The sequence below is a fragment of the Limosilactobacillus reuteri genome (genome assembly GCF_002254085.1).
Taxonomy (GTDB): Bacteria; Bacillota; Bacilli; order Lactobacillales; family Lactobacillaceae; genus Limosilactobacillus; species Limosilactobacillus reuteri_K.
In genome coordinates this window covers 64,613-87,236 of the sequence record NZ_NGPY01000066.1, presented here as the reverse complement: position 1 = coordinate 87,236, position 22,624 = coordinate 64,613, and the positions used below count along the sequence as shown (strand labels likewise).

Annotated in this window: 21 protein-coding genes; 6 read left to right on the top strand and 15 right to left on the bottom strand. The window is 39.7% G+C overall.

Annotated features, from left to right (window positions below; all coding sequences use genetic code 11):
* The 8 genes from ftsH to pth form a co-directional block, all read right to left on the bottom strand.
* The gene (gene ftsH / locus CBG10_RS09405; protein ID WP_094501059.1) at window positions 1-2,109 is read right to left on the bottom strand and encodes an ATP-dependent zinc metalloprotease FtsH; all 2,109 of its coding nucleotides are present in this window, start codon (window positions 2,107-2,109) and stop codon (window positions 1-3) included.
* 233 nt (window positions 2,110-2,342) lie between these two features.
* On the bottom strand, window positions 2,343-2,885 hold the full coding sequence (hpt, locus tag CBG10_RS09400) for a hypoxanthine phosphoribosyltransferase (RefSeq protein ID WP_003665656.1): 543 nt from the start codon (window positions 2,883-2,885) through the stop codon (window positions 2,343-2,345).
* Entirely contained in the window at window positions 2,878-4,272 is a 1,395-nt protein-coding gene (gene tilS / locus CBG10_RS09395; protein ID WP_094501057.1) for a tRNA lysidine(34) synthetase TilS, read from the bottom strand. The genes hpt and tilS overlap by 8 nt, the downstream gene beginning before the upstream one ends.
* A 1-nt stretch (window position 4,273) precedes the next feature.
* Entirely contained in the window at window positions 4,274-4,768 is a 495-nt protein-coding gene (locus tag CBG10_RS09390) for a S1 domain-containing RNA-binding protein (RefSeq protein WP_003665652.1), read from the bottom strand.
* A gap of 198 nt (window positions 4,769-4,966) precedes the next feature.
* Window positions 4,967-5,323: an FtsB family cell division protein gene (locus CBG10_RS09385; protein ID WP_094509834.1), complete on the bottom strand. Its 357-nt coding sequence runs from the start codon at window positions 5,321-5,323 to the stop codon at window positions 4,967-4,969.
* Between the two features lie 100 nt (window positions 5,324-5,423).
* Window positions 5,424-5,696, bottom strand: coding sequence for an RNA-binding S4 domain-containing protein (locus CBG10_RS09380; protein WP_003665648.1), 273 nt, complete (start codon window positions 5,694-5,696; stop codon window positions 5,424-5,426).
* Window positions 5,693-9,232 carry a transcription-repair coupling factor gene (gene mfd / locus CBG10_RS09375; protein ID WP_094512436.1) on the bottom strand — a complete coding sequence of 1,180 codons (3,540 nt, stop codon included), beginning with the start codon at window positions 9,230-9,232 and terminating at the stop codon, window positions 5,693-5,695. The genes CBG10_RS09380 and mfd overlap by 4 nt, the downstream gene beginning before the upstream one ends.
* A gap of 18 nt (window positions 9,233-9,250) precedes the next feature.
* Window positions 9,251-9,811 (bottom strand): aminoacyl-tRNA hydrolase, encoded by a 561-nt coding sequence (gene pth / locus CBG10_RS09370; protein ID WP_094512434.1) that lies wholly within the window; start codon window positions 9,809-9,811, stop codon window positions 9,251-9,253.
* 205 nt (window positions 9,812-10,016) lie between these two features.
* Here pth and cbpA point away from each other — a divergent pair, with 205 nt between their 5' ends.
* Complete coding sequence (gene cbpA, locus CBG10_RS09365; RefSeq protein WP_179225391.1) at window positions 10,017-10,655, top strand: cyclic di-AMP binding protein CbpA; 639 nt, start codon at window positions 10,017-10,019, stop codon at window positions 10,653-10,655.
* A gap of 255 nt (window positions 10,656-10,910) precedes the next feature.
* On the opposite strand, the gene CBG10_RS09360 is transcribed toward cbpA, so the two are convergent.
* From CBG10_RS09360 to acpS, 6 genes are all read right to left on the bottom strand, one after another.
* The gene (locus tag CBG10_RS09360) at window positions 10,911-11,702 is read right to left on the bottom strand and encodes a 2-keto-4-pentenoate hydratase (protein WP_003667252.1); all 792 of its coding nucleotides are present in this window, start codon (window positions 11,700-11,702) and stop codon (window positions 10,911-10,913) included.
* 384 nt (window positions 11,703-12,086) lie between these two features.
* Entirely contained in the window at window positions 12,087-13,325 is a 1,239-nt protein-coding gene (codA, locus tag CBG10_RS09355) for a cytosine deaminase (RefSeq protein ID WP_094512432.1), read from the bottom strand.
* Window positions 13,316-14,692 carry a cytosine permease gene (locus CBG10_RS09350; protein ID WP_094512431.1) on the bottom strand — a complete coding sequence of 459 codons (1,377 nt, stop codon included), beginning with the start codon at window positions 14,690-14,692 and terminating at the stop codon, window positions 13,316-13,318. Before CBG10_RS09350 ends, codA begins: the two co-directional genes overlap by 10 nt.
* A 190-nt stretch (window positions 14,693-14,882) precedes the next feature.
* On the bottom strand, window positions 14,883-15,257 hold the full coding sequence (locus CBG10_RS09345; protein WP_094512429.1) for a type II toxin-antitoxin system PemK/MazF family toxin: 375 nt from the start codon (window positions 15,255-15,257) through the stop codon (window positions 14,883-14,885).
* 18 nt (window positions 15,258-15,275) lie between these two features.
* Entirely contained in the window at window positions 15,276-16,403 is a 1,128-nt protein-coding gene (alr, locus tag CBG10_RS09340; protein ID WP_094512428.1) for an alanine racemase, read from the bottom strand.
* The gene (gene acpS / locus CBG10_RS09335; RefSeq protein ID WP_003665630.1) at window positions 16,403-16,765 is read right to left on the bottom strand and encodes a holo-ACP synthase; all 363 of its coding nucleotides are present in this window, start codon (window positions 16,763-16,765) and stop codon (window positions 16,403-16,405) included. The genes alr and acpS overlap by 1 nt, the downstream gene beginning before the upstream one ends.
* Before the next feature lie 330 nt (window positions 16,766-17,095).
* On the opposite strand from acpS, the gene dltX reads away from it, so the two are divergent.
* From dltX to dltD, 5 genes are read left to right on the top strand one after another with little or no spacing between them, the layout of a single operon-like run.
* Window positions 17,096-17,236: a teichoic acid D-Ala incorporation-associated protein DltX gene (gene dltX / locus CBG10_RS09330; RefSeq protein WP_003665629.1), complete on the top strand. Its 141-nt coding sequence runs from the start codon at window positions 17,096-17,098 to the stop codon at window positions 17,234-17,236.
* Window positions 17,237-17,257: 21 nt separating this feature from the next.
* The gene (dltA, locus tag CBG10_RS09325) at window positions 17,258-18,784 is read left to right on the top strand and encodes a D-alanine--poly(phosphoribitol) ligase subunit DltA (RefSeq protein WP_094501041.1); all 1,527 of its coding nucleotides are present in this window, start codon (window positions 17,258-17,260) and stop codon (window positions 18,782-18,784) included.
* The gene (dltB, locus tag CBG10_RS09320) at window positions 18,784-20,001 is read left to right on the top strand and encodes a D-alanyl-lipoteichoic acid biosynthesis protein DltB (RefSeq protein ID WP_094501039.1); all 1,218 of its coding nucleotides are present in this window, start codon (window positions 18,784-18,786) and stop codon (window positions 19,999-20,001) included. Before dltA ends, dltB begins: the two co-directional genes overlap by 1 nt.
* Before the next feature lie 19 nt (window positions 20,002-20,020).
* Window positions 20,021-20,260, top strand: coding sequence for a D-alanine--poly(phosphoribitol) ligase subunit DltC (dltC, locus tag CBG10_RS09315; protein ID WP_003665624.1), 240 nt, complete (start codon window positions 20,021-20,023; stop codon window positions 20,258-20,260).
* A complete protein-coding gene (gene dltD / locus CBG10_RS09310) occupies window positions 20,253-21,542 on the top strand; it encodes a D-alanyl-lipoteichoic acid biosynthesis protein DltD (RefSeq protein ID WP_094501037.1) in 1,290 nt (429 codons plus the stop codon). Before dltC ends, dltD begins: the two co-directional genes overlap by 8 nt.
* A 43-nt stretch (window positions 21,543-21,585) precedes the next feature.
* Here the strand turns inward: dltD and CBG10_RS09305 are convergent, their stop codons facing one another.
* Window positions 21,586-22,527: a glutaminase gene (locus CBG10_RS09305; RefSeq protein ID WP_094509842.1), complete on the bottom strand. Its 942-nt coding sequence runs from the start codon at window positions 22,525-22,527 to the stop codon at window positions 21,586-21,588.
* Window positions 22,528-22,624 lie beyond the last annotated feature (97 nt).

Genomic DNA, 22,624 nt, shown 5'->3' with positions numbered 1-22,624 from the left:
TTACTTGTCTTCAGAATTGCCTGAATCATCACTTGATTGTGAATCATTTGAGTTGTCACTCTTAGTATCGGATGAATCATTTTGATTATCCTTTGCTTCAGCGTGACGCTCATTTTCCAATCGTTCAAGTTCACGCTTGGATTCTTCAAAGGTTTGTGCACGTGCCTCTTCGTCTTCAGCAGCCACATCCTTATCAGGAACTTTTCCAGTCTTATATAGACTAAGAATTTGTTTTTCATCAAGCGTTTCGTACTTGAGTAATGCTTCAGCGATTTGCTTATGTTGCTCACGGTGCGTCTCAATAATGTGTAAGGCAGTTTCGTGCCCTTCAGTTAAGATTCGACGTACTTCTTCATCAACTAAAGCAGCAGTCTTTTCGGAGTAAGGCGATTGGTCATAGCCTTGACCTGTAAAGACCTGACCAGAACTTTGCAGTTCTACTGGACCAATCTTATCACTCATTCCGTACTGGGTAACCATTGAACGAGCAATTTGAGTTGCTTGTTCAAAGTCATTCGAAGCTCCTGAAGATTGTGACTTAAAGACAAGCTCTTCAGCAGCCCGTCCACCCATCAGACCAGCGATTTGTTCCATCGCATTCTTTTTCGACATTAACATCTGATCTTCACGTGGAAGCATGATAGCATATCCACCTGCGCGCCCACGTGGAACAATTGTAACCTTATGAACAACTCGTGCGTCATTTAATACAAGACCTACAATTGTGTGACCTGCTTCGTGGTATGCAACAGTCTTTCGTTCTTGTTCAGATTGGACACGGTTATGCTTAGCTGGTCCAGCAATTACCCGGTCTTCTGCTTCATCTAAGTCAGCAGCATCAATTTCAGTTTTGTTTCGCCGCGCAGCTAATAAGGCCGCTTCGTTTAAGAGGTTAGCTAAGTCAGCCCCCACAAAACCAGGAGTCTGTTTAGCAATTTCCTTTAAATCAACGTCGCTTGCCATTGGCTTGTTCTTAGCATGAACTCGCAGAATGGCTTCACGGCCCTTAACATCTGGACGACCAACCAAAATCTTTCGGTCAAAACGTCCTGGACGTAAAAGTGCGGGATCCAAGACATCTGAACGGTTCGTAGCTGCCATGACGATGATTCCCTCATCACCTTGGAAACCATCCATTTCAACTAACAATTGGTTCAAGGTTTGTTCACGTTCATCGTGACCGCCGCCCATGCCATTTCCACGGCGCCGACCAACAGCATCAATTTCATCAATGAAGATGATTGCTGGAGCAGCTTTCTTAGCTTGATCAAACAAGTCACGAACACGACTAGCACCAACCCCGACAAACATTTCAACAAAGTCAGAACCAGAGATTGAGAAGAATGGTACCCCTGATTCACCGGCAACCGCCTTAGCTAGCAAGGTCTTACCAGTACCTGGAGGCCCCTCTAGTAAAACACCAGATGGAATACGAGCACCAAGCTTAGTGAACTTCTTTGGATTCTTCAAGAATTCAACGATTTCAACTAATTCTTGTTTCTCTTCTTCTTCACCGGCAACATCTGAGAAACGAACTTTGTTTTTCTTAGCATCAGATGGCTTAGCCTTCGTCTTACCAAAGCTCATCACTCCACGGCCGCCACCACCTTGGCCAGCTTGGCCCATCATCATGTAGAAGAAGAAAATCATGATGACTAATGGCAAGACAGTCAACAACAGGTTCATCCAGACACTGTTAGATTCTTCAGCACGAGTACTAATCTTTACATTATGACGGTTAGCATAGTTTTGAAGTTGACTAACAGTTACGTCACTTTCCAAAACAGAACTTTGGAATTGGGTTACCTTATTGTTTCGTTGTGGTGTAAGAGCAAAGCCAGTATTGTTGGCGGAATTGTCATTATTTGACTGGGGTTTACGGTAAGTACCCGTAACCTTATATACACCACCATTTGGCTGAAGCTGAACGCTCTTAACCTTATTACTCTTCAGTTCGGAGATAAACTCGCTTTGGGAAACGGTCTTACTTTGTCCATTTGAGGTATTACCCCCAAAGAAGAAGTAGGCGATTCCCATAATACACAAGAACATCACGGCATAGAAGAGAACGTTATGAGTAAAATTATTTTTTTTACGATTGTTGTTCATAACAACCTCCTATCTACCAGCAACGATATTTTATAATTGTAGTCACTATCATAGCATATTTGACAAATATTGACCATTAATTTCACAGAAGAATTAATAGTTTTATCGCCAATGTTATTAATAATACATACTACATATTTACGGATCCATAAAATGGACGTTAATTAAGAATATCTTTAAAATACCGTCCATGTTAATATCGATTTTTCCGTCATCCTAATTATCTAACATTTTTAGTCATTTTGGTATACAGATGGCTTCAAAATTCCAACATATGGCAAATTTCGGTAGAATCCTTTGTAATCAAGACCATAACCAACTAAGAATTCTTTAGGAACCGTAAAGCCAACATAGTCAGGTTCAACATCTACTTTCCGACCTTCTGGCTTATTTAATAATGAACAAACCTTGATGCTCTTTGCTCCCCGGTCAGCTAACAGGTCCATCAAGTATTTCAAAGTACGACCAGTATCAACAATATCTTCCATAATTAGAACATGCCGATCTTTAACGTCTGTTTTTAAATCATGGATAAGTTTAACTTTTCCAGTCGAACCTAATCCACCAAAATAACTAGAAACATCAATAAAGTCGATTTGGGCCATAATATCTAGCCGTTCAATCATGTCAACAGTAAATAAAACTGCTCCGCTTAGAACGGAAATGATAATCGGCCGTTTATCCTTATAGTCTTTTGTTAAGTCCGTTGCTAATTCGTCCATTCGTTTGCCAAGCATTTCTTCACTATATAAGACACGCTCAATATCGTTATTCATTTACCTTCTTCTCCTTATTTTTTATTCCAATAAAACATGGCTGCCATGTCTGCTGATAGTCGGTCGGCCGTTCAAACCAACTCCACTTTCGATTAACTATCCAGACGACCTCATCATGAGCATCGACCAAGACCATTTGCTGATCACGTTGTTTTTGGGGAACTTTTTGATCTATTAGTACCCGTTTAACTAACTGGTGATGACCGTTTTTTAAGCGAATACGATCTTTTTGTCGCCATTTTCGTAGACCTAGTGGAAATTGATCAGAAGCAAACCATTGCGAAACCACCTGCTCTTCATCCTTAAAGAAAGATTTTTCAGCTGACACTGCCATTAATTTTATTGAATCTACTTGATACCATTGTTCCAATTTTATCACATGATCTTGGGGCTTTTGTAGGTTCTCAAGCGGATTATCCAATTTTTTTAATGCACAAGTAGCGTAGGATTTCTCAAGAATATATCGGTGCGGCAATTCAATGATTTGCTGTGGCTTTTTCTCGTTTTCTAAGGTCTGCAGCAATTCATCAAGTTGCTGGTCCTTAATATCATATATTCCTTGTTGATTAAACCATTGTCTTAAAATTTCTTTTCGAATAATTTCCTTGTTTTTCGCTAACCTTGCCAGGATCATCCTTCCTTGTTGATCAACACATGCTGCTAATTGATCTGCAACTGCTTGATCACGCCAAGCAAGAAGATCCGTTAACTGTTGATGATAGCTTTCGAGGTGAGAAAGCAACTGGGGATTTTCCTCTTCAAGCATTGGAATTATCGCATGCCGAAATCGATTCCGTTGAATGTTCAAGTCTTTATTCGTCTTATCCTCATACCACTTAAGATGGTGCTGTAAAGCATATTTCTTTAACTGCTGTTTGCTAAAGGGCAAAAGTGGTCGAATTAAGGTTCCAGAAGCAAATGGGCGCCGATCCCGTATTCCCACTAATTGACTCAACTGACCACCACGAGTCATCTTCATCAGCATTGTTTCTGCTAGATCATTTTGGTGGTGTGCCGTGAGCAGGATTTTTGCTTGGTTATCTTTCATCACTTCCTGAAAAAAATGATAGCGGGCTTGCCGAGCAGCGTTTTCGACCCCGGTCTGTGGATGAAGAGTTTGTGGCCAGTGTGCAACCGCTAGTTTTAAATCATTTCGTTTACAATATTGCCGAATAAACCGTTCTTCAAGCTGGCTTTGTTTTCGTAACTGATGGTTCATATGGGCAACAATAATCTGGGGACGATTCTTTGACGGCAAGTGCTGCAAGAGATCTAACAGAACCATCGAATCGACCCCGGTTGAAACGGCAACTACTACCTTATCCTGGGTAGCAAAAAAGCGACTCCTTTCTAGGTGTCGCTCAAATGCTTGTTGTAAATCCGTCATATTAGCTCCGTCGACCACCACGGCCGCCACGCTTACCATCAGTTTGACGCTTCAAAGTAGATAAACGTGATTCACTTTCCTTTAAGTAGCCAGCTAACATGTCATTAAAGTCTTCGTGTTGGTGACTATTATGGTGGCGACCACTAAAGCCACCACGGAAGTTATCATTGTGGCCACGGAAATTGTTATTCCGTTCGTGATGAAAATCCCGGTGATTATTTTCACGATGATGGTTATTTTCATGATGATCTTGATGTTCACGAGGAGCTGCGGCCTTGATTGAAAGGGCAATCTTACCGTCATCACCAATCCGTGTTACTTTTGCTGTAACTTCATCCCCGACAGCCAATACATCATGAACATCCTTGATATATTTATCAGAGATTTGACTGATGTGTACTAGCCCTGTCTGATTGTCATCTAAATCAACGAATGCACCAAAATTAGTGATTCCTGAAACTTTACCTGAAACCTTTGCTCCAACTTCAATTGCCATGAAACCTATAGATCCTCCTGAACCATCTCATATTTTTTGTATTTGAGTATATCATAACTTCATCTTGAAAACGTATGAAAATAACTAATCTTCTCATTAAAAAATTAAGTTGAAAATCACCCAATTACATTCTTAATTTTAACATTTAAAATATTCTAACCCTACTAAAAACATCTTATTGAGCTAATTTTGTGATCATTAGTTCAAATTATAGATCGTCTCGCCTTTTTTAGAGTAATTATACTTGGCACGAATAACCTGTTGGATGTATTCGGGATTATGTAACATCTTAATCTGACGTTGTAATTGTTGATTCTTTTGTTTTTGTTTTGTTAATTGTGATTGTGCTTGTCGAATATTACCATTAATATCCGCTAATGTCCGTTTGCTTTGAAATATCTGAATTCCAAAGATTAAGAATATAACCAAAAAAACAGCAATAATCCGCTGACAACGGCGCTTATGCACATGCCGATTATATGTTTTTTGATTCGAAACCTGGCGGGCATATGGGGTATTTAATTGTGAAACTTTGCTATCAGATTGTCCTTTCATCTGACATTCCCCTCCATTTTAACTTATCACGCTTTAAGTATAGCAAGTTACCGCAGAGAATGTCTATATAATTATCAACTTTTTTATATCTCAGAAGACATTATAGTTGGTCAAAGGATTCCGCATAAGTTTCATCGACAATTTCATACATATCTTCCGCTTCACTCTTTTTCGTCGTTTCAACAATTCGATTAATTTTAACCGTTTCTGTCTTATTACCAAACTTAATTGTTAAAGTATCACCAACCGCTACCCGACTGGATGATTTTGCTGGTTGCCCATTAATTAAGATCCGTCCTTGATCCGCGATTTCCTTAGCGATTGATCGACGTTTAATAATTCGTGATACTTTTAAAAATTTATCTAATCTCATTTTTCCGCTCCTTTTTCATCGGCTTGAATAACATTTCCTAAAGCCGTTACAAATTGTAGTAACTGGTGAAGCCAATCATCAGTTGTCATTTTAGGTTGAATAACCAGCCGAATCGTTAGTTGCTGATTATCCTCACCAATTGTTGCTTTAAACCGCGTATTAGCTAACTCTTTAATTATTGCGGGGGCCTTAATCAAGCGGCTAGCACGTTCGGTAAACTTGATATTAATATTATCTCGTTGTCGTTTAATCTCAGCAATCATTGCCAGATCAGCACGATTCTTCAATTGGCTTACAAGTAACAGCGTCCCAACAGGTGCCGGATAATCGCCAAACCGATCAATCAAGTCACCTTGAATATCAATAACTTCTTCATCCGTCTTAGCTTGGCGAATTGTCTTATATAATTCAATCTTTTGCCGTTGATCAGCAATATAGTCCGTTGGTAGGTAAGCTTCAACCCCTAACTCAACTTCCGCATCAGAGTGAATAGTTTGCTTCTTACCCTGCTTTTTAGCTACCGCATCACTAAGCATCGCTGAATAAAGGTCATAACCAACAGAATCGATAAACCCATGTTGCTGTTTTCCCAAGAGGTTACCAGCTCCCCGAATAGCAAGGTCGCGCATCGCAATCTTAAATCCAGATCCCAACTCGGTAAAATCACGAATTGCGGCCAACCGTTTTTCTCCTAATTCGGTTAAGACCTTATTAGGTTGATACATAAAGTAAGCATAAGCCACTCGATTACTACGACCAATCCGTCCACGAATCTGATATAACTGTGCTAACCCCATCCGATCAGCATTTTCAACAAAGAGGGTATTAGCGTTGGGGATATCAACCCCCGTTTCAATAATAGAGGTAGTCACTAATACATCGTAATTTCCTTGAATAAACTCATAGAGGACTGTCTCCAGTTCATTTTCACTCATCTGACCATTAATATAGCCAATTCGGGCTTCAGGAACAAGTTCTTGTAACCATGCCACTGTCTCTTCAATGTCATGAACACGATTATGAAGGTAATAAACCTGTCCGCCACGTTGCATTTCACGAATAATCCCATCACGAATCGCACCACTATTTTGCTCCATTACATAGGTTTGGATTGGGTAACGGCCAGCAGGCGGTGTTTCAAGAACTGATAAGTCTCGTACGCCCAGCATTGACATATGCAAGGTTCGGGGAATCGGGGTTGCCGTTAAGGTTAAAACATCAACATTATTTTTTAATTGTTTTAGTTTTTCCTTATGTTTTACTCCAAATCGCTGTTCCTCATCAACAATTAACAGCCCAAGGTCCTTAAATTCAACATCTTTTGATAGGATTCGGTGAGTTCCGACAACGACATCGACACTTCCATCCTTTAGCCCTGCTTCTGTCTCTTTGAGCTCTTTTGGCGTTTTAAAACGTGACATCAAGGCAATGTTGATTGGGAAGCCCTCAAACCGGCGCATGAGGGTGTTGTAATGTTGCTGGGCAAGAACAGTTGTTGGTACTAAGAAGGCAACCTGCTTCCCGCCAGTGACTGCCTTAAAAATTGCCCGCATTGCAACTTCGGTTTTACCATAGCCGACATCCCCTACCAATAGTCGATCCATCGGCTTTGGCTTTTCCATATCTTCTTTAATTTCATCAATACTTCGCAACTGATCACGAGTTTCATTATATGGGAAATTAGCATCAAATTGTTTTTGGAGATAATCGTCTTTCGGAAAAGCATACCCCTTCTCCGCTTCTCGCTTAGCATATAAGTCAACTAATTCATCAGCGATATCTTCAATTTTTGAAGAAACGCGCCGTTTAGTCTTTGCCCATTCGTTACCGCCAAGCTTGTTGATATGCGGGGTCTTAGATTCTGATGATACATACTTTTGGACAAGGTTTAGCTGAGTTACTGGCACATATATCTGAGCGTTATCCCGGTAATTTATGATCATGTAGTCTTGGTGAACATGGTCAACTTCCATCGTCTTAATTCCACTAAAAATCCCAATTCCATGATTGACATGAACTACATAGTCACCTGGTTTAAGGTCAGTATAATTTTTTAATCGTTCGGCATTGGCAAGTTTTTGTGGACGATGATGAACTTTCTTTACCTGCTTAAACATCTCGCCTTCCGTAATAACAACCAGCCCAGCCAGCGGCATTTCAAATCCATTATTTAAGTTAGCAGCAACAATTTGCACAACATTTGGCTTGATATTTGTTAATTCAGTTTCTGTTGCGGTGATATCAAAGTCAGCAAGCGTTTGGGCAATTTGCTTTCGTCGTTCTGGACTATTAGCCATCAGGACTACCGTTTGCCCTTGATCAATCCATCGTTGAAGTTCGGCTTTCAACAGTGGCATTTGACCAAAGAAACGTTGCATGGTTCTGCTTTTTAGGTCGGTAATTTGGCTAAGTTTAATATTACCGAGACCTTTTTTAAACAAGGCACCATAAATTTGCGGATGCAGGTCTTTTTTTATTATGGTCGATACGTCATTGCTAAGATCTGGAACGTCCGTTAATTGATGGTGAGCAACCTTATCTTTAAACCAGCCTACATCTTCTTGAGTCATCTGCTTGGCAAATTGCTTTATCCGCGTCAAATCATCAAAGTAAATTGTCCCATCATCAGGAAGATAATCAAATAAGGAATGCTTAGCCGGATAAACCAGGTTGCTAAATTCTAAAAGTTCATTAGGCAAGTGCTGGTTCTTAAGTGCGTTCAATAATGGTTCAAAGCGGTTAGCCACCTGCTGTTTAATATCAGCATCATCAGCACTTAATTCTTTCACTACCTTTTTGTATTCAGCATCAAGCGCTTTAGCCACCCGCGAAAATTCAGGCGATGGGATGATAAAGTCTGTCGCTGGCAGTATCTGAACTTCTTCAACATTATCAATACTTCGCTGGGTACTAGCATCAAAGTACCGGAGCGAATCAACTTCTGTATCAAAGAGATCAATTCTAACCGGATTATCAGTATTTAAGGCATAGATATCAATAATCGACCCACGAATTGCAAAATCACCAGGACGCAAAACCATTTTTTGATATTGGTACCCCATTGCGCTTAACTGCTGCCGAATTTTAGCTGGATCCACTTCCCCGCCAGTCTTAATTTTTAACGAGGACTGAGCAAAGTATTCCGGTGAAATAATATTGCGCCGTAATCCCGCGGCAGATGCAACCACAACTGCCGGTTCGTTATTAATCAACGCATTCAAGGCCAGTACCCGCTGAAGACGATAGTTAGGAGAACTAGTTGCTACTTCTGCTGCTAAAACCTCTTCAACCGGAAACTGATAAACACGATTGGCAGGAAGGAGGTTCTCTAAGTCACTAGCTAATTCCTGCATATGGGAAATCGTGTCGGTCACTACTAGAATTGGTCGCTGCCCTTCTTTAGAAAGAGCACTTAGTAATTCAGTTCGCGCTGATCCAGAAATCCCAGTTATTAATTGATGATGCTTGGGTTGGAGGTCAGCCGTAATTTGTTTAAATGATGGCGTCTTCTCGATTAAATTTTCTATCTGCACCATCAACGCCACCTTTCTATTTTAATTGTAAGTATTCATTAACTTGGCAAAGTCTTCTCCATTAATCCAGTCTTCTAATGCATGCTCAGCTTGTTCAACTGCTTGGTCAAATTTAGGGAGTTCTTCTTTAGAAAATTTACCTAAGACATGACTTACCACCGTTCCATGTTGGGGATGATCAATTCCCACTTTTACCCGGTTGAAGTTCTTGGTTCCTAACACGCTGATAATACTTTTAAGTCCATTATGGCCACCAGAAGCTCCATGTGTTTTTAAGCGTACTTTGCCAACTGGCATATCTAAGTCATCATTAACAATTACAAGATCATCCAAATCAATATCATAATAATCTACTAACGGTCCGACTGCTCGTCCTGAATCATTCATGAACGTCGTTGGCTTAACCAACATTACTTTTTCACCATTAATTACTCCACTGACTGCGACTGCTTCTTGCTTTAGGTGAGTAAATGCTCCCAGATGATAATCTCGTGCTAGTTGATCAACTACCATAAAGCCAGTATTATGACGGGTCTCATCGTACCGCGTCCCAATATTTCCTAAGCCAACAATCATTTTCATTATTCTTTCATTCCTTTCACGCAAAAAAGCTGCACGGTCACTCTTCCCGTCCAGCATAAATTTTAATTAGTATTATACCCTATGTTACTTTTTTCAGCATACTGATTTGAATTAACAGCATAAATCTTCTAATCTTTTTCTAATCCTTTTGATAGAAATGTGTTATTATAATTGGTGCACTTAATCGATAAAAAGGATGTTAATTATGATTTTCAATTCATTAATCAAACCCAAAGCAACCTTAACAACTCTTCCAGAAACCGCGACATTGGATGAGGCTCTGACTATCTTAGAGGATACTGGCTACCGCTGTGTACCAGTTTTGGATAAGTCGGGAAAGATTTTTCGGGGAAACATTTACAAAATGCACCTTTACCGGCACAAGGCACGAAATGGAGATATGCAGTTACCGGTAACTGCATTATTAAAAAATGCCACTAAATTTATCTCAATTAACGCCGCTTTCTTCTCTATCTTCTTTGCTATTCGTGATCTTCCATATATTGCGGTACTGGACAATAATAACCAGTTTTACGGAATACTAACCCATAATAGTCTTTTACGAATGCTAGCTGCTGGCTGGAACGTCAACAACGGAAGCTATGTTCTAACCGTCATCACTCCTGATGAACGGGGAGCTCTGGTAACGGCTGCCAAAGAAATCACTCGTTTTTGCCAGATCGTAAATGTCATTTCACTCGATCCCGAAGACGAGACAATGAAACGAGTCTTATACACCTTACCTGCTGATGTTACTAAAGAAAAGATGGAGCGAATTGTTAAACGACTTAAAAAAAAGGGGTTGGAAGTTTCAGAAATTGAAGACTTGCACCAAAGCTATTAAATTAAAGAGAGTGGGAAATAACCCTCTCGACAAGGCGGTTGGCTAAGCTAGAACGATGATTAGCACGGCACGGGCTGATTATCGTTCGTACTTAGACTCGAGCCTTGTGGTTATTTTCCACGTTATCTTACTATTATTTATAAAAGCGGTTGAGGCTGAGAGAAAACAAAAGTTTTCTCCCAGCCTCTTTTAATTCTCAAAATATTAATTTCCGTTGGCGATTCCTCACCCAATTTTCCCACCTGCTTTCAACACTTATTTTGCATTAACCACAACGTTTCCTAAACCGCTATCAAACTCAACTTCCCACTTACCAGCAGTGAGCTTAGGTGGTAAGACAAATGTTCCAGATGATACCATTTGGCCCTTGGTAAATGCTTTTCCTTGTTCAGCTAATTTTTGCACTAACCATTGAAGAGACTTAAAGGGATTGCCCAAAACTTCTGATGATACCCCTTCTTTTAATTTCTCACCATCTTTGAATAAAACAGCATGAACATTAGCAGCATCGTCAACGTTTTCAAATACACTATCTGCATCATGTTCTTCACCATATACAACAAGACCACCAACAGCACAATCAGCCATTACATTATATTTTCCTAAATCTGGAAACCAGTCGACAAAACGTGCATCAGGTAATTCTAAGGCACCCGCAACAGTTACCTTATGAAACAAATCTTCTAATGTATCACTAGGCTGCAAGTCTTCTTTTGCGCGGAAGGTTAATTCAACCTCTAATAACGGTTCGTTTAACATCTGCAAGTCAACATCCGCTGGTGACTGTAGGAATCGTTCAGCAACTTGTTGTCCGTACAATGGTGAATCAGCATCAAACATGTCTTGAGTTTCTTTACTAGTTAACGAAACTTTATAGCCTGCAGTTGGCTTTCCTTTTAACTTTACTACCGCATCTTGAACTGCATATGCGGTTTCATCATCAGTAACAACGTCTTTCCATTCTTCCTCGTTTAATGGCGTATTAGTGTCATAAGCTTCAAAAAGAGCCTTAGCAAATTCTTCCTGTCGTGCGTTTAATTCAGTCATAATAATTACCTCCAAGACAAAATATTTTCTTAAAATTTAGAAAGAAAAAAGCGCCCTTACATTGCTTTATTGCAATTGTAAGAACGCTTCTGCGCGGTACCATCCTACTTTGATCAACTCGTAGTCAATCCTCTCATTCACAAACAATCATTTGTGGCCAAAATAATGGATGGCAGCCAACCTCAGCTTACTTGGTTTCAGCCGGTAACTCAGGAACGATTAACAATTAGAAATCTTGATCAGCTCACACCACCCGCTAATTCTCTGTCACCAATTTCAAATCGTTATTTCCTTCAACGTTTTTCTAATCTAAATTTAATTGTTGAATATAATATACCGACCATTCCCTAACTTGTCAATAATTATTATGAGATTTTTTTAATTTTATTTGATGTTAACTTTGGTTTCAGCTGGTTTTGTCTCGGCAAGGACTTTCCCATGACGAATATTATAAAGAACTTCAACATGCTTATTAAGGGCATTATAAAAGTCGTGGGCATTCAATAAGATACAGTTTGCCGGTTTTCCTACTTCAATTCCGTAATCATCACTAATATGCAATGTCTTCGCGCCGTTATAAGTTACGTAATTAAAGGCATCTTGCAGTTGGTGATACCCCATCAAGTGAGCAATATAAACACCCATCGTAACTGCATCTAACATGTTACCATTGCCGAGAGGATTCCACGGATCTTGGATATCATCTTCCCCAAAAGAAACATTAATCCCTGCTCCTGTTAATTCCTTAATCCGGGTAACGCCGCGACGCTTTGGGTAAGTGTCGAAGCGGCCGCCAAGGTGAACATTGACTAATGGATTTGATACAAAGTTAATATCACTCATCTTTAATAGACGGAATAATTTATAAGTATAAGCATCATTATATGATCCCATCGCTGTCGTATGACTTGCCGTGACCCGGTCCTTCATCCCTCGTTCATAGGCTTCGGTCGCTAAAACTTCAAGGTTACGCGAAGCTGGGTCATCGATTTCATCACAGTGGACATCAACTAAACGATCATACTTATCCGCGAGAGCCATTAAGAAATGGACAGATTGCCAACCATATTCAGTTGTAAATTCAAAATGAGGAATGCCACCAACAACATCTAATCCTTCCCTAATCGCCTGCTCCATTAATTCACGTCCATGAGGATAGCTGAGAATACCTTCTTGTGGAAAAGCAACCAACTGCAGGTCGATTTGGTCTTTTAATTCTTCACGCAGTTCAAGGAGAGCACGGGCAGCAATCAAATGAGGATCAGTCACATCAACATGGCTTCGAACGTGTTGAATTCCATGACCAACCATATTTAGTAGTGTCTTTTTCGCACGCGATTTAACATCTTCTTTAGTTAAATCTTGTTTCCGTTCACTCCAAATCCGGATACCATCAAATAAAGTCCCGGTTTCATTCCATTCTGGCTGACCAGCAGTAAGCGTAGCATCTAAGTGAACATGAGAATCAACAAATGGTGGCAAAAGTAAATTTTCTTTACCGTCAATAACCTCTTCACCATCATAGGGCGCTAAGTTAGCCTTAATCTCACTAAATTTTCCATTGAGAATTCGAACATCGACTACTTCTTCATGATTATCAACATGTACATTTTTTAATAGCATAATTCATCTTCCTTTCGGTCAACCAGCAACATAATTCCATAGTATAGGATACCACTCAAACACATATCAATAAATGTGGCCCCAATCGTATTTACGAAGATTGGCAGCTGATGCACGCCTAAGAAGAAAGCAACCCCGATAGCAAAAACAATAATCGCTACCCAGTTGACGCCTCCGCGATACCAATATTTTCCACCAACTTTACCTAATTCATCAACATCATATTGCCGGTGAGCACGGAAATAAAAATCAGTACAAATAATGGCAATCGTCGGACCTAACACCATCCCCACATAGTCAAGGAACGATTCAAAAGCACTCAAGAAACTACCGACAAACATCGGAATAAAGGTCACAACTGTCGCAAGCAATACTACGATCCATAATGAATACTTTAATTTGAGCTTTGTAAAGATATTTGAAAGAGCTGATCCGGCCGCTAATAAGTTAACAGCATTGGCCGTCATCGAGGTCAAAATAATAACAAGGAGGGCAACTATCCCCAGTCCTAACTTGCTAGCAATCGTTGAGGGATCGGAGTTATTTGCGTTATATACCCCACTTGAAATTGCAATACTAATTGTTGAAATCAGGCCGATAAAAGCAAACCATACAACCCCTAGTAAAGCACCAAGGAACGGCGTCAAAGTTGCGTTCTTTTCTTTAGCAGTAAAGCGGGTGAAATCAGCGCCGGCAGTTACCCAAGCTAAATTAAAAGCTGCTACATAATCAACCGCCGCGCCGACTGCCATTTTTGATTGCGCAGGAACATGCCAATTTACAATTTGACTAAAGGAAACAGTGCGAAAAACAGCCACCGACTCCCAAATGACAAACACAAGAACAAGGATTATTCCTAAGCGTTCAATCATTTGGACTGAACGTGATCCACTAGAAACACTAATAATGTGGAGCACGCTCATGATAATAATCCCGACTACTAGCCCTAAATAGCCACCATGTTGTCCCCACACAGGCCATCCTAATAAGTCATGGAAAAGAATGCTTACCGATTGGGCCGCAATAAAAGTATTAACTGCTGTCCAACCAATAAATTGGGTAATATTAACTAATGATGGAAGATAACTGCCTCGTTCACCAAATGAAGCACGGCTTAAAGTCATCGTTGATACCCCAGTCTTATAACCAATGTAACCTACCAAACTTAAAAATACATATGATAAGGCAGATGACAATACTAAGACCTTCATGGCAACTGAAAATCCACAAGCGGCGAGCACTCCGCCGACAAACCATGTCCCATTATTGGCATTTGCCCCGACCCATGTGGCAAACATATCCCAAGTATTAGTCTTTCTGTTCTTCATTGGAATACTAAAAATTGTTGTCCCCTTTTGTTCTTTCACAAGATATCCTCCTTAGACCTAAAAAAGCTCTAGTCCCTTTAATGGTCCTAGAGCTTTACAAAAGAGGAAGCATAGTTTTGTGCCCACTATGCTTATATTATTTTGTCTTTTGTAGTCTCTCTGGGCTACATTAAAAGAACCGTGATTAATTTAATAGTGAGTATACGAGTTCTGACGCGAATTGTCAAACTCATTTATTTTCATCATAGGCAGCATTTAATCCCACACTAATAGTTAATGCTCTATCCACTTTTGCCATTGCCTCTGGCGATAAATGAGCAATTCGGTCTTTCAATCGTTGCTTATCAATCGTACGTAATTGCTCCAACAAAATGACCGAATCATGAGTTAACGGTAACGACTTACCTTTTAGTTGGACATGAGTAGGCATCTTCTTTTTTTGCATTTGGGCAGTAATCGCAGCAATGATTACTGTTGGACTATAATGATTTCCCACGTCATTTTGAAGGATCAGGACTGGACGAACGCCTCCCTGTTCCGATCCAATTACCGGGGATAAGTCAGCGTAATAGATGTCACCCCGTTTTACTTTTCGTTTTGTCATTACCTTCGCTTCCCTTAATTATTTACTTTGGCGATAAATGCGATGAACCCGATTACTAATATTAGTTAGGATTTCATAGTTAATAGTTCCGGCCTGTTCAGCTAAATCAGTTGCTGTAATTTCTTGATCACCGGACTTGCCCATCAATACTACTGGAGTGCCGACTGGGTAACACTTAGGAAGGCGAACCATCATTTGGTCCATACATACTCGTCCGGCAATATCGCAAAATTGACCGTCAACTAATACTTTATAACCAGTCATACACCGTGGGTAACCGTCAGCATAACCAATTGGCAAGGTGGCTAACCATTCATCTTGTTCTGCCGTATAAGTGGCCCCATAACTGACCGATCTTCCTGCCTTTAATTGCTTAACAAAAGAAATTGATGAAACTAATGAACTAACGGGCTGTAAATCAAGTGTTAATTTCAAGTCACGTCCAGATGGGTTTTGTCCGTACATTGAAATCCCCATTCTAACTGTATTAGCCGTGATTTTCTCCCGATGCCATAAACCAGTCGCTGAATTTGCCATATGAACATATGGTGGTAGTTCATCAAGGCTGGCAACAAATTGATGCCAACGTTGGACTTGCTGATTAAAGTAATTTTCATCAGGACTATCAGCAGTTGCGAAATGGGTGAACATCCCCTCAAATTCAAATTCAGGATTATCAAGCAACTTAACAGCTTGCTTAAATGTGTCTACCGCTGTAAAACCAATCCGACCCATTCCTGAATCAATTCCAAGATGAACCTTTAATGGTTTCTTAGGCTTGGCAACTTGTGCTAGTTGATGATATTGCTCAAGCCAATCTAAGGAGCCAACTGTTAAAGAAACTCCGGCTTGAGCAGCAATTAACGCATCTTCAACGGACGTAATTCCAAGGGCAAGCGTCATCGCTTCAATCCCGTTATCCCGTAATTCTAATGCTTCATCTAGGATTGCCACGCATAAACCGCTCGCACCACTGGTCATTGCCGTTTGGGCAACTGGAATCAATCCATTGCCATAAGCATTCGCTTTTACAACGGCCAGGATTTTGCTATTTTCGGGCAATACTTTTTTCTGTTCTTGAATATTATGACGTAATGCATCTAAGTCCACTATTAATGATGTATCTCGCAAACGACCATTAACCATTATTTATTCTCACTTTCTAAAATTACTTCTGTCATTACTAAGGTAGCAGTATGACTCACTGAAGCATGAGCATTACCATTATACGGCGATTTAGTCACAATCGGCGCCCCATATTGGTTATCAATGATTTCAATATCATGAAAGCCTAGTTTAGCACCAATCCCCGTTCCATATGCTTTAGCAAAAGATTCTTTTAATGACCACCGACCAGCGAGATATTCTACTGATCGCTGACCGCTAAATTGACTATATTGTTCTAGTTCAGGCGGTGTCAATACATGCTGGATGAATTGAGAATGCGCTGTCGCAGCTTTCTTAACTCGTTCAATCTCGGTTATATCAATTCCAATTCCCTTAATCATCGAGCGTTCGTCTCCTTAATTCTCACTATTATCTACCGCTTAATCTTATCGAAAATGAGCGCTTCTTGCAATTATTGTTACATTAGTCCATCATTGTCCTGTCATATAAAATTATAAATAAAGTTTAGGTTTTTCTAGTTACAATTAGCTCAGAAAAAGTTATAATTTTAAGGCAATAAGCATTCTTATTTTTGAATATTTCATTAATTTTTTCTTAAGGACTTTATAGTAAGGTGAAAGTAACTCACCCTATTAGCAGAGATACATAATTAATGGTATTCTTGATATGAATGCCAATTACAAATTTATAAAGATGAGAGAAGGAGAACTATGGCTCAGATTATTCAACGCCATCCTGCATTACGATTCATCTTAAAAACATTATTTTACTTTGTAGTGCTTCTTTTATTAATCTACCTTTACGGTTATTATGGAGCAGGCCAAGAGCCATTTATCTACAACGAATTCTAATGCGGAGGAAATAGATAATATATGAGTAAGAATATTATTACCGTCTTTGAGCAAATCGCCAAAGACAACTCAACGCGGATCGCATATGATGAAATGGGCAAAACGACCACTTATGCGGACTTAAGCTCAGCAATTGATACTTTAGCGGCATGGCTTAGTACTCAATCTTTGCCTGATCGTAGTCCGATTCTCGTATATGGTGATCATCAAGTTGAAATGATTATTAGCTTTTTAGCAGCTCTAAAAGCTGGACATACTTATATTCCCGTGTCCAACGATTCAGCAATTCCACGGATGCAATCAATCCTAGATACTGCTAAACCAGCGATGATTATTGCTGTTAATGATTTTCCAAGCAATGATCTCCAGTTTAATGCCCCAATTGTCGATCATCAACAGCTTGAAAAGATTTTAGCAACACCACAAACTTTTGATACTTCAGCAATGATTAATGGTGACGAACTAGCTTATGTCCTCTTTACATCTGGAACTACTGGTTCACCAAAAGGGGTTGAAGTTAGTCACGATAATTTTATGACCTTTGTTGACTGGATGTTAAGTGACGAGTTTCAAATCAAAGAACATGCTAATTTCTTAGGTCAACCACCATACTCATTTGATCTTTCAAATATGTACTGGTTACCGGCATTACTTAACGGTGGGACAATCAAGGCGCTCCCTCACGAAGTTGTTGAGAATTTCGGTCAGATGTTTACTGCCTTACCAACCCTTGACCTTGAGGTATTTGTAGGGACGCCATCCTTTGCTGATATGTTAATGCTTAGCCCAGCATTTAACCAACAAAAAATGCCAACCTTAAAGACATTCCTCTTCTGTGGGGAAGAATTAACAGTAAAGACTGCTAAAGGTCTTCATCAACGATTCCCAGATGCTAAAATCTTCAACACTTACGGTCCAACTGAAACAACAGTTGCCGTATCAGAAATCGAAATCACACCAGAAATCATTGAAAATAATGATCGCCTACCAGTTGGCTATGCTAAGCCAGGAGTCAAATTATCCATTTGGAATGGCGATCAAGAAATCACTACTCCTGGTGAACAAGGTGAAATTGTAATCAGTGGTAATAGTGTGGCACGGGGCTACATGAATAATCCAGAAAAAACAGCCAAGTCATTCTTTAAGATTGATGGTGTGCCTGCTTACCGGACAGGGGATGCGGGAACCCTTGACAGTGATGGCTTACTTCACCACAAAGGCCGCATGGATTTCCAAATTAAATTACATGGTTACCGGATTGAACTTGATGAAGTTCGTGCCTCTCTTGAAAAGAGTCCTTTAATCAAACAAGCAGTTGCGGTTCCAAAATATAATAAAGACGGCAAAGTTACACACCTGATTGCTTATGTTATTCCAACCGAAGCGACTGACGATGAGGCGGGATTAACAAAACAGATTCGTGAAAGTTTGGACGGCTTAATCATGCCATACATGATGCCTACCCAATTCGTTTACCGTGAATCATTCCCAATGTCTGCAAATGGCAAGATTGCAGTTAAACAAATGATTGCTGAGGCTAACAAGTAATGATTGATTGGATTTCGAACCTTCCTAATTTCAGTGCTTATGGAACCCCGGTATACTTCTTCTACTTACTTCTTGCTATTTTGCCGTTGGGAATCGGCCTTTACTTTGGGAAGAGGTTTAGCTGGTATGAAGCATTAATTAGTTTCATTTTTATCTTCTTAATGTTCGATGGTTCAAGCTGGCAACAAGGAATTTCATTAATTGCTTATGTTATTTACCAGACAATTATTGTGATGGCTTATCATCGCTACCGGCAAAATAATAATTCGAGTGGTGTTTTTTACTTTACTACCGCCCTATCAATTTTGCCGATTGTAATTGTTAAGCTTTCACCAGCAATGGTTGGTCATAACTCCCTCCTTGGGTTCTTGGGAATTAGTTATTTAACTTTCCGGGCAGTCGGAACAGTAATTGAAACACGTGACGGAATGATTAAAGAGATTTCCCCATGGAAGTTCATTCGTTTCATCCTGTTCATGCCAACCATTACTTCTGGACCAATTGATCGTTACCGACGTTTTGAGAAGGATTATAAAAAGGTTCCGACCCGCGAGGAATATTTAAATCTTGTTAACACCGGAATTTTCTACTTATTCCTTGGTTTCTTGTACAAGTTTGTCATCGGCTATTTCTTTGGTCAGCGTTTTTACCCCTTCTTTGAAAAAGCGGCCTTGGCTGATCCATCATTTCCTTCTTGGAACTTAGTCGGTGTCATGTACACTTACGGACTTTACTTATTCTTTGACTTTGCTGGTTATTCATTATTTGCAGTTGCTATTAGTTACTTTATGGGTGTGCGGACCCCAATGAACTTTAAGCAACCGTTCAAATCGAAAAACCTTAAAGAGTTCTGGAATCGTTGGCACATCAGCCTTTCGTTCTGGTTCCGTGATTATATCTTTATGCGGTTCGTCTTTCTTGCTACCAAAAAACGGTGGTTTAAGAATCGAAATGCCTTGTCATCAACCGCATATATGCTTAATATGTTACTAATGGGCTTTTGGCATGGAATTACCTGGTACTATATTCTCTATGGTTTTCTCCAAGGTCTAGGCCTAGTAGTTAATGACTGGTGGCTGCGTTTCAAGCGCAAAAACTTAAAACAGCTACCACATAATAAGTTCACTACTGGAGTTGCTATTTTTGTCACATTTAACTTTGTAATGTTTACTTTCTTGATCTTCAGTGGGTTCTTAGATACTTATCTATTCAAATAATTTTAGGAGGATTTTAATTATGCAAGAACAAATTATTAATATTTTAGCTGATGCAACTGGTCGGGACACTGCAGACTTTAGTGATGCAAGTCAAAACCTTTTTGAAAGTGGTCTTTTAGACTCAATGGCAACTGTTAGCCTTCTTCTTGGTTTACAAGATGCTTTTGGCGTTCAAGTACCAGTTTCAGAATTTGACCGTAGCCAATGGGACACTATTGAAAAGATTGAAGAACGGGTAAAGGAGCTCCAAAATGCATAATGGCAAAAAGCTGTGGTCAATCTTTGGCCCGCTGATTGTCGCTTGTCTATTAGTAGTTCTTTTGTTTTCACTGCCGATTAGTAAAAAGCACTCAGCGGCGATTGAACATAAAGCTGCAGTATCACTAAGCCCCGTTGTTTTTAAGAATCAATCAATCAAACAACAAGCACTCAGTGATAAGCACACCCACTATGTTCCATTCTTTGGTTCTAGTGAATTACGGCGAATGGATCGCTTCCATCCTTCTGTAATGGCTGCTCGTTATCATAACTATACCCCCTTCCTTTTTGGTTCACGGGGTACCCAATCTCTTCCGCAATTCTTTAACATTAATTCAATGGAAACGCAGATGAGAGATAATAAGGCCGTCTATATCATTTCACCACAATGGTTTACCAAGCAGGGTGTTCAACCACCAGCTTTCAAGTACTACAATGGTGAACTCGCTAACCTTAACTGGCTTCAACACGCTAATCCTAAATCACCATACGATCGCTACATTGCAACACGATTAATTGCAATGCTTGGCAAAGATGGGACTGTTTCTTCGTATGCTAAAAAAATCGCCGAAGGAAAAGCCCTGAGCAGTTTCGATATGGGAGTTATCCGCTTCCGGCTTAACATGCTGGTTCATGAAGATGCCATTTTCTCAGGTTTTCAATTAAATAATAACTATGGCAAGCATATCCTCCCAAACGTTAAGAAACTTCCTCCGCGTTACAATTACAATGAACTTTATGATGATGCAATGAATGAAGCCGCCAAGGATACTAATAACAATCGTTTTGGTATTAAAAACAGCTTCTATACGCAGCGTGTGAAGAAAAACTTAGCGAAAACAAAGGGATCACAACGGAATTTCAATTATACTAAGTCACCAGAATATGGCGATTTGGAAGTAGTTTTGAATCAGTTTAAGAATACCAATTCAAACGTCCTCTTTATTATCCCACCGGTTAATTCAAAGTGGGAAAAGTACACGGGAATGGACATGAATATGTATTACCAATCTGTTGAAAAAATCAAATTCCAGCTTCGCCAACAAGGGTTCAATCACATTTTGGATCTTTCTCATGATGGTGATAAGCCTGGATTTATGGAAGATACTATTCATATCGGTTGGGCTGGTTGGGTAAAAGTTGATAAAGCTACTAATAGTTTTATTTCTAACAAGCAACCGCAACCACATTACCAAATCAATAGTAAGTTTCTTTCACCAGAATGGACTAACTTAACCCCAACTCCTGGTAATTTACAGAAATTCCAAGAAAAATTACATTAACAAAAAGCGAGACTTGAAGAATTTCCTTCGGGCCTCGCTTTTATTAAACTACTAATTCTAATTGATCAACAACATCTTGTAATAAACTCATTCCTGCCAAACTATTTCCATGTTGATCAAGAGCTGGACTAAAAATACCAATACCACATTTTTGCGGGGCACAAGCCAATAAGCCACCGCCAGTACCACTTTTAATAGGGAGTTCAATTTTAATTGTGTATTCTTTGGATTCTTCAAACGAACCAACTGTTGTTAGCAATTTCTTTACCAGCTCGTTATCTTCATGACTAATAAGACGCTCATGATCCCAAGGTTTAATTCCATCATTTGCCAAGACTGCTCCTAAGTTAGCCAGACTTTGCGACGTCACCATCATTGAGCTTTGCATAAAGTAAGTTATCAATGTTTGATCAACAGTCTCTAAAATATCCTTATCTTTCATATAGTAAGCCAGTGCATGAATATCTTTGTCATTCATAATTGCTGACCGAAATAAACGCTCATTCAAACTGATACATGGGTCATTGCAGATCTCCCGGCAGAAACCAAGAAGAGCATTAAAACTATTTTGACCCATCAACTGGTCAATTAAGGCTGTCGTTAACAAGGCGGAGGAATTATTAAGGTAATTTACTCGGTGTGCTTGCTCGGTCAACTCATCATCCAATAGTACCGAACTTAGGCTATAATCTGCCGAACCATTTTCCAGTTCTGCTAAGACACGCTCATGTCCTAATCTCTTGATCGCTAATATTAAGGCAACGACCTTTGCAATACTCTCAATTGCAAATCTCGTTCCTGCCATTCCAGCAGTTCCAATTTCGTCCTCGTCAACGTCATAAATGGCAATGCCCAATTGCTGCGGATCAACAATTCCTAATATCGGAATATAGTTTGCAACCTTACCATGAGCTGTTTCAGCAAAGTTTTTATCAATCAATTGCTCTAATTTTTGCATCGTCAAAACCTCTCTCACACAAGGCATAAATAACCCTGCAGCTCCTCAAGTACCAAACAAGAAAAATTAGCCCCCCTTTACACTTAATTTGCATGATGAAATAATAGCCGAATATCTACATGAG

Excerpts from the sequence above, each read along its gene's own strand:
- ftsH (WP_094501059.1), bottom strand. The coding sequence starts at position 2,109 with ATGAACAACAATCGTAAAAAAAATAATTTTACTCATAACGTTCTCTTC.
- hpt (WP_003665656.1), bottom strand. The coding sequence starts at position 2,885 with ATGAATAACGATATTGAGCGTGTCTTATATAGTGAAGAAATGCTTGGC.
- tilS (WP_094501057.1), bottom strand. The coding sequence starts at position 4,272 with ATGACGGATTTACAACAAGCATTTGAGCGACACCTAGAAAGGAGTCGC.
- CBG10_RS09390 (WP_003665652.1), bottom strand. The coding sequence starts at position 4,768 with ATGGCAATTGAAGTTGGAGCAAAGGTTTCAGGTAAAGTTTCAGGAATC.
- CBG10_RS09385 (WP_094509834.1), bottom strand. The coding sequence starts at position 5,323 with ATGAAAGGACAATCTGATAGCAAAGTTTCACAATTAAATACCCCATAT.
- CBG10_RS09380 (WP_003665648.1), bottom strand. The coding sequence starts at position 5,696 with ATGAGATTAGATAAATTTTTAAAAGTATCACGAATTATTAAACGTCGA.
- mfd (WP_094512436.1), bottom strand. The coding sequence starts at position 9,232 with ATGGTGCAGATAGAAAATTTAATCGAGAAGACGCCATCATTTAAACAA.
- pth (WP_094512434.1), bottom strand. The coding sequence starts at position 9,811 with ATGAAAATGATTGTTGGCTTAGGAAATATTGGGACGCGGTACGATGAG.
- cbpA (WP_179225391.1), top strand. The coding sequence starts at position 10,017 with ATGATTTTCAATTCATTAATCAAACCCAAAGCAACCTTAACAACTCTT.
- CBG10_RS09360 (WP_003667252.1), bottom strand. The coding sequence starts at position 11,702 with ATGACTGAATTAAACGCACGACAGGAAGAATTTGCTAAGGCTCTTTTT.
- codA (WP_094512432.1), bottom strand. The coding sequence starts at position 13,325 with ATGCTATTAAAAAATGTACATGTTGATAATCATGAAGAAGTAGTCGAT.
- CBG10_RS09345 (WP_094512429.1), bottom strand. The coding sequence starts at position 15,257 with ATGACAAAACGAAAAGTAAAACGGGGTGACATCTATTACGCTGACTTA.
- alr (WP_094512428.1), bottom strand. The coding sequence starts at position 16,403 with ATGGTTAATGGTCGTTTGCGAGATACATCATTAATAGTGGACTTAGAT.
- acpS (WP_003665630.1), bottom strand. The coding sequence starts at position 16,765 with ATGATTAAGGGAATTGGAATTGATATAACCGAGATTGAACGAGTTAAG.
- dltX (WP_003665629.1), top strand. The coding sequence starts at position 17,096 with ATGGCTCAGATTATTCAACGCCATCCTGCATTACGATTCATCTTAAAA.
- dltA (WP_094501041.1), top strand. The coding sequence starts at position 17,258 with ATGAGTAAGAATATTATTACCGTCTTTGAGCAAATCGCCAAAGACAAC.
- dltB (WP_094501039.1), top strand. The coding sequence starts at position 18,784 with ATGATTGATTGGATTTCGAACCTTCCTAATTTCAGTGCTTATGGAACC.
- dltC (WP_003665624.1), top strand. The coding sequence starts at position 20,021 with ATGCAAGAACAAATTATTAATATTTTAGCTGATGCAACTGGTCGGGAC.
- dltD (WP_094501037.1), top strand. The coding sequence starts at position 20,253 with ATGCATAATGGCAAAAAGCTGTGGTCAATCTTTGGCCCGCTGATTGTC.
- CBG10_RS09305 (WP_094509842.1), bottom strand. The coding sequence starts at position 22,527 with ATGCCTTGTGTGAGAGAGGTTTTGACGATGCAAAAATTAGAGCAATTG.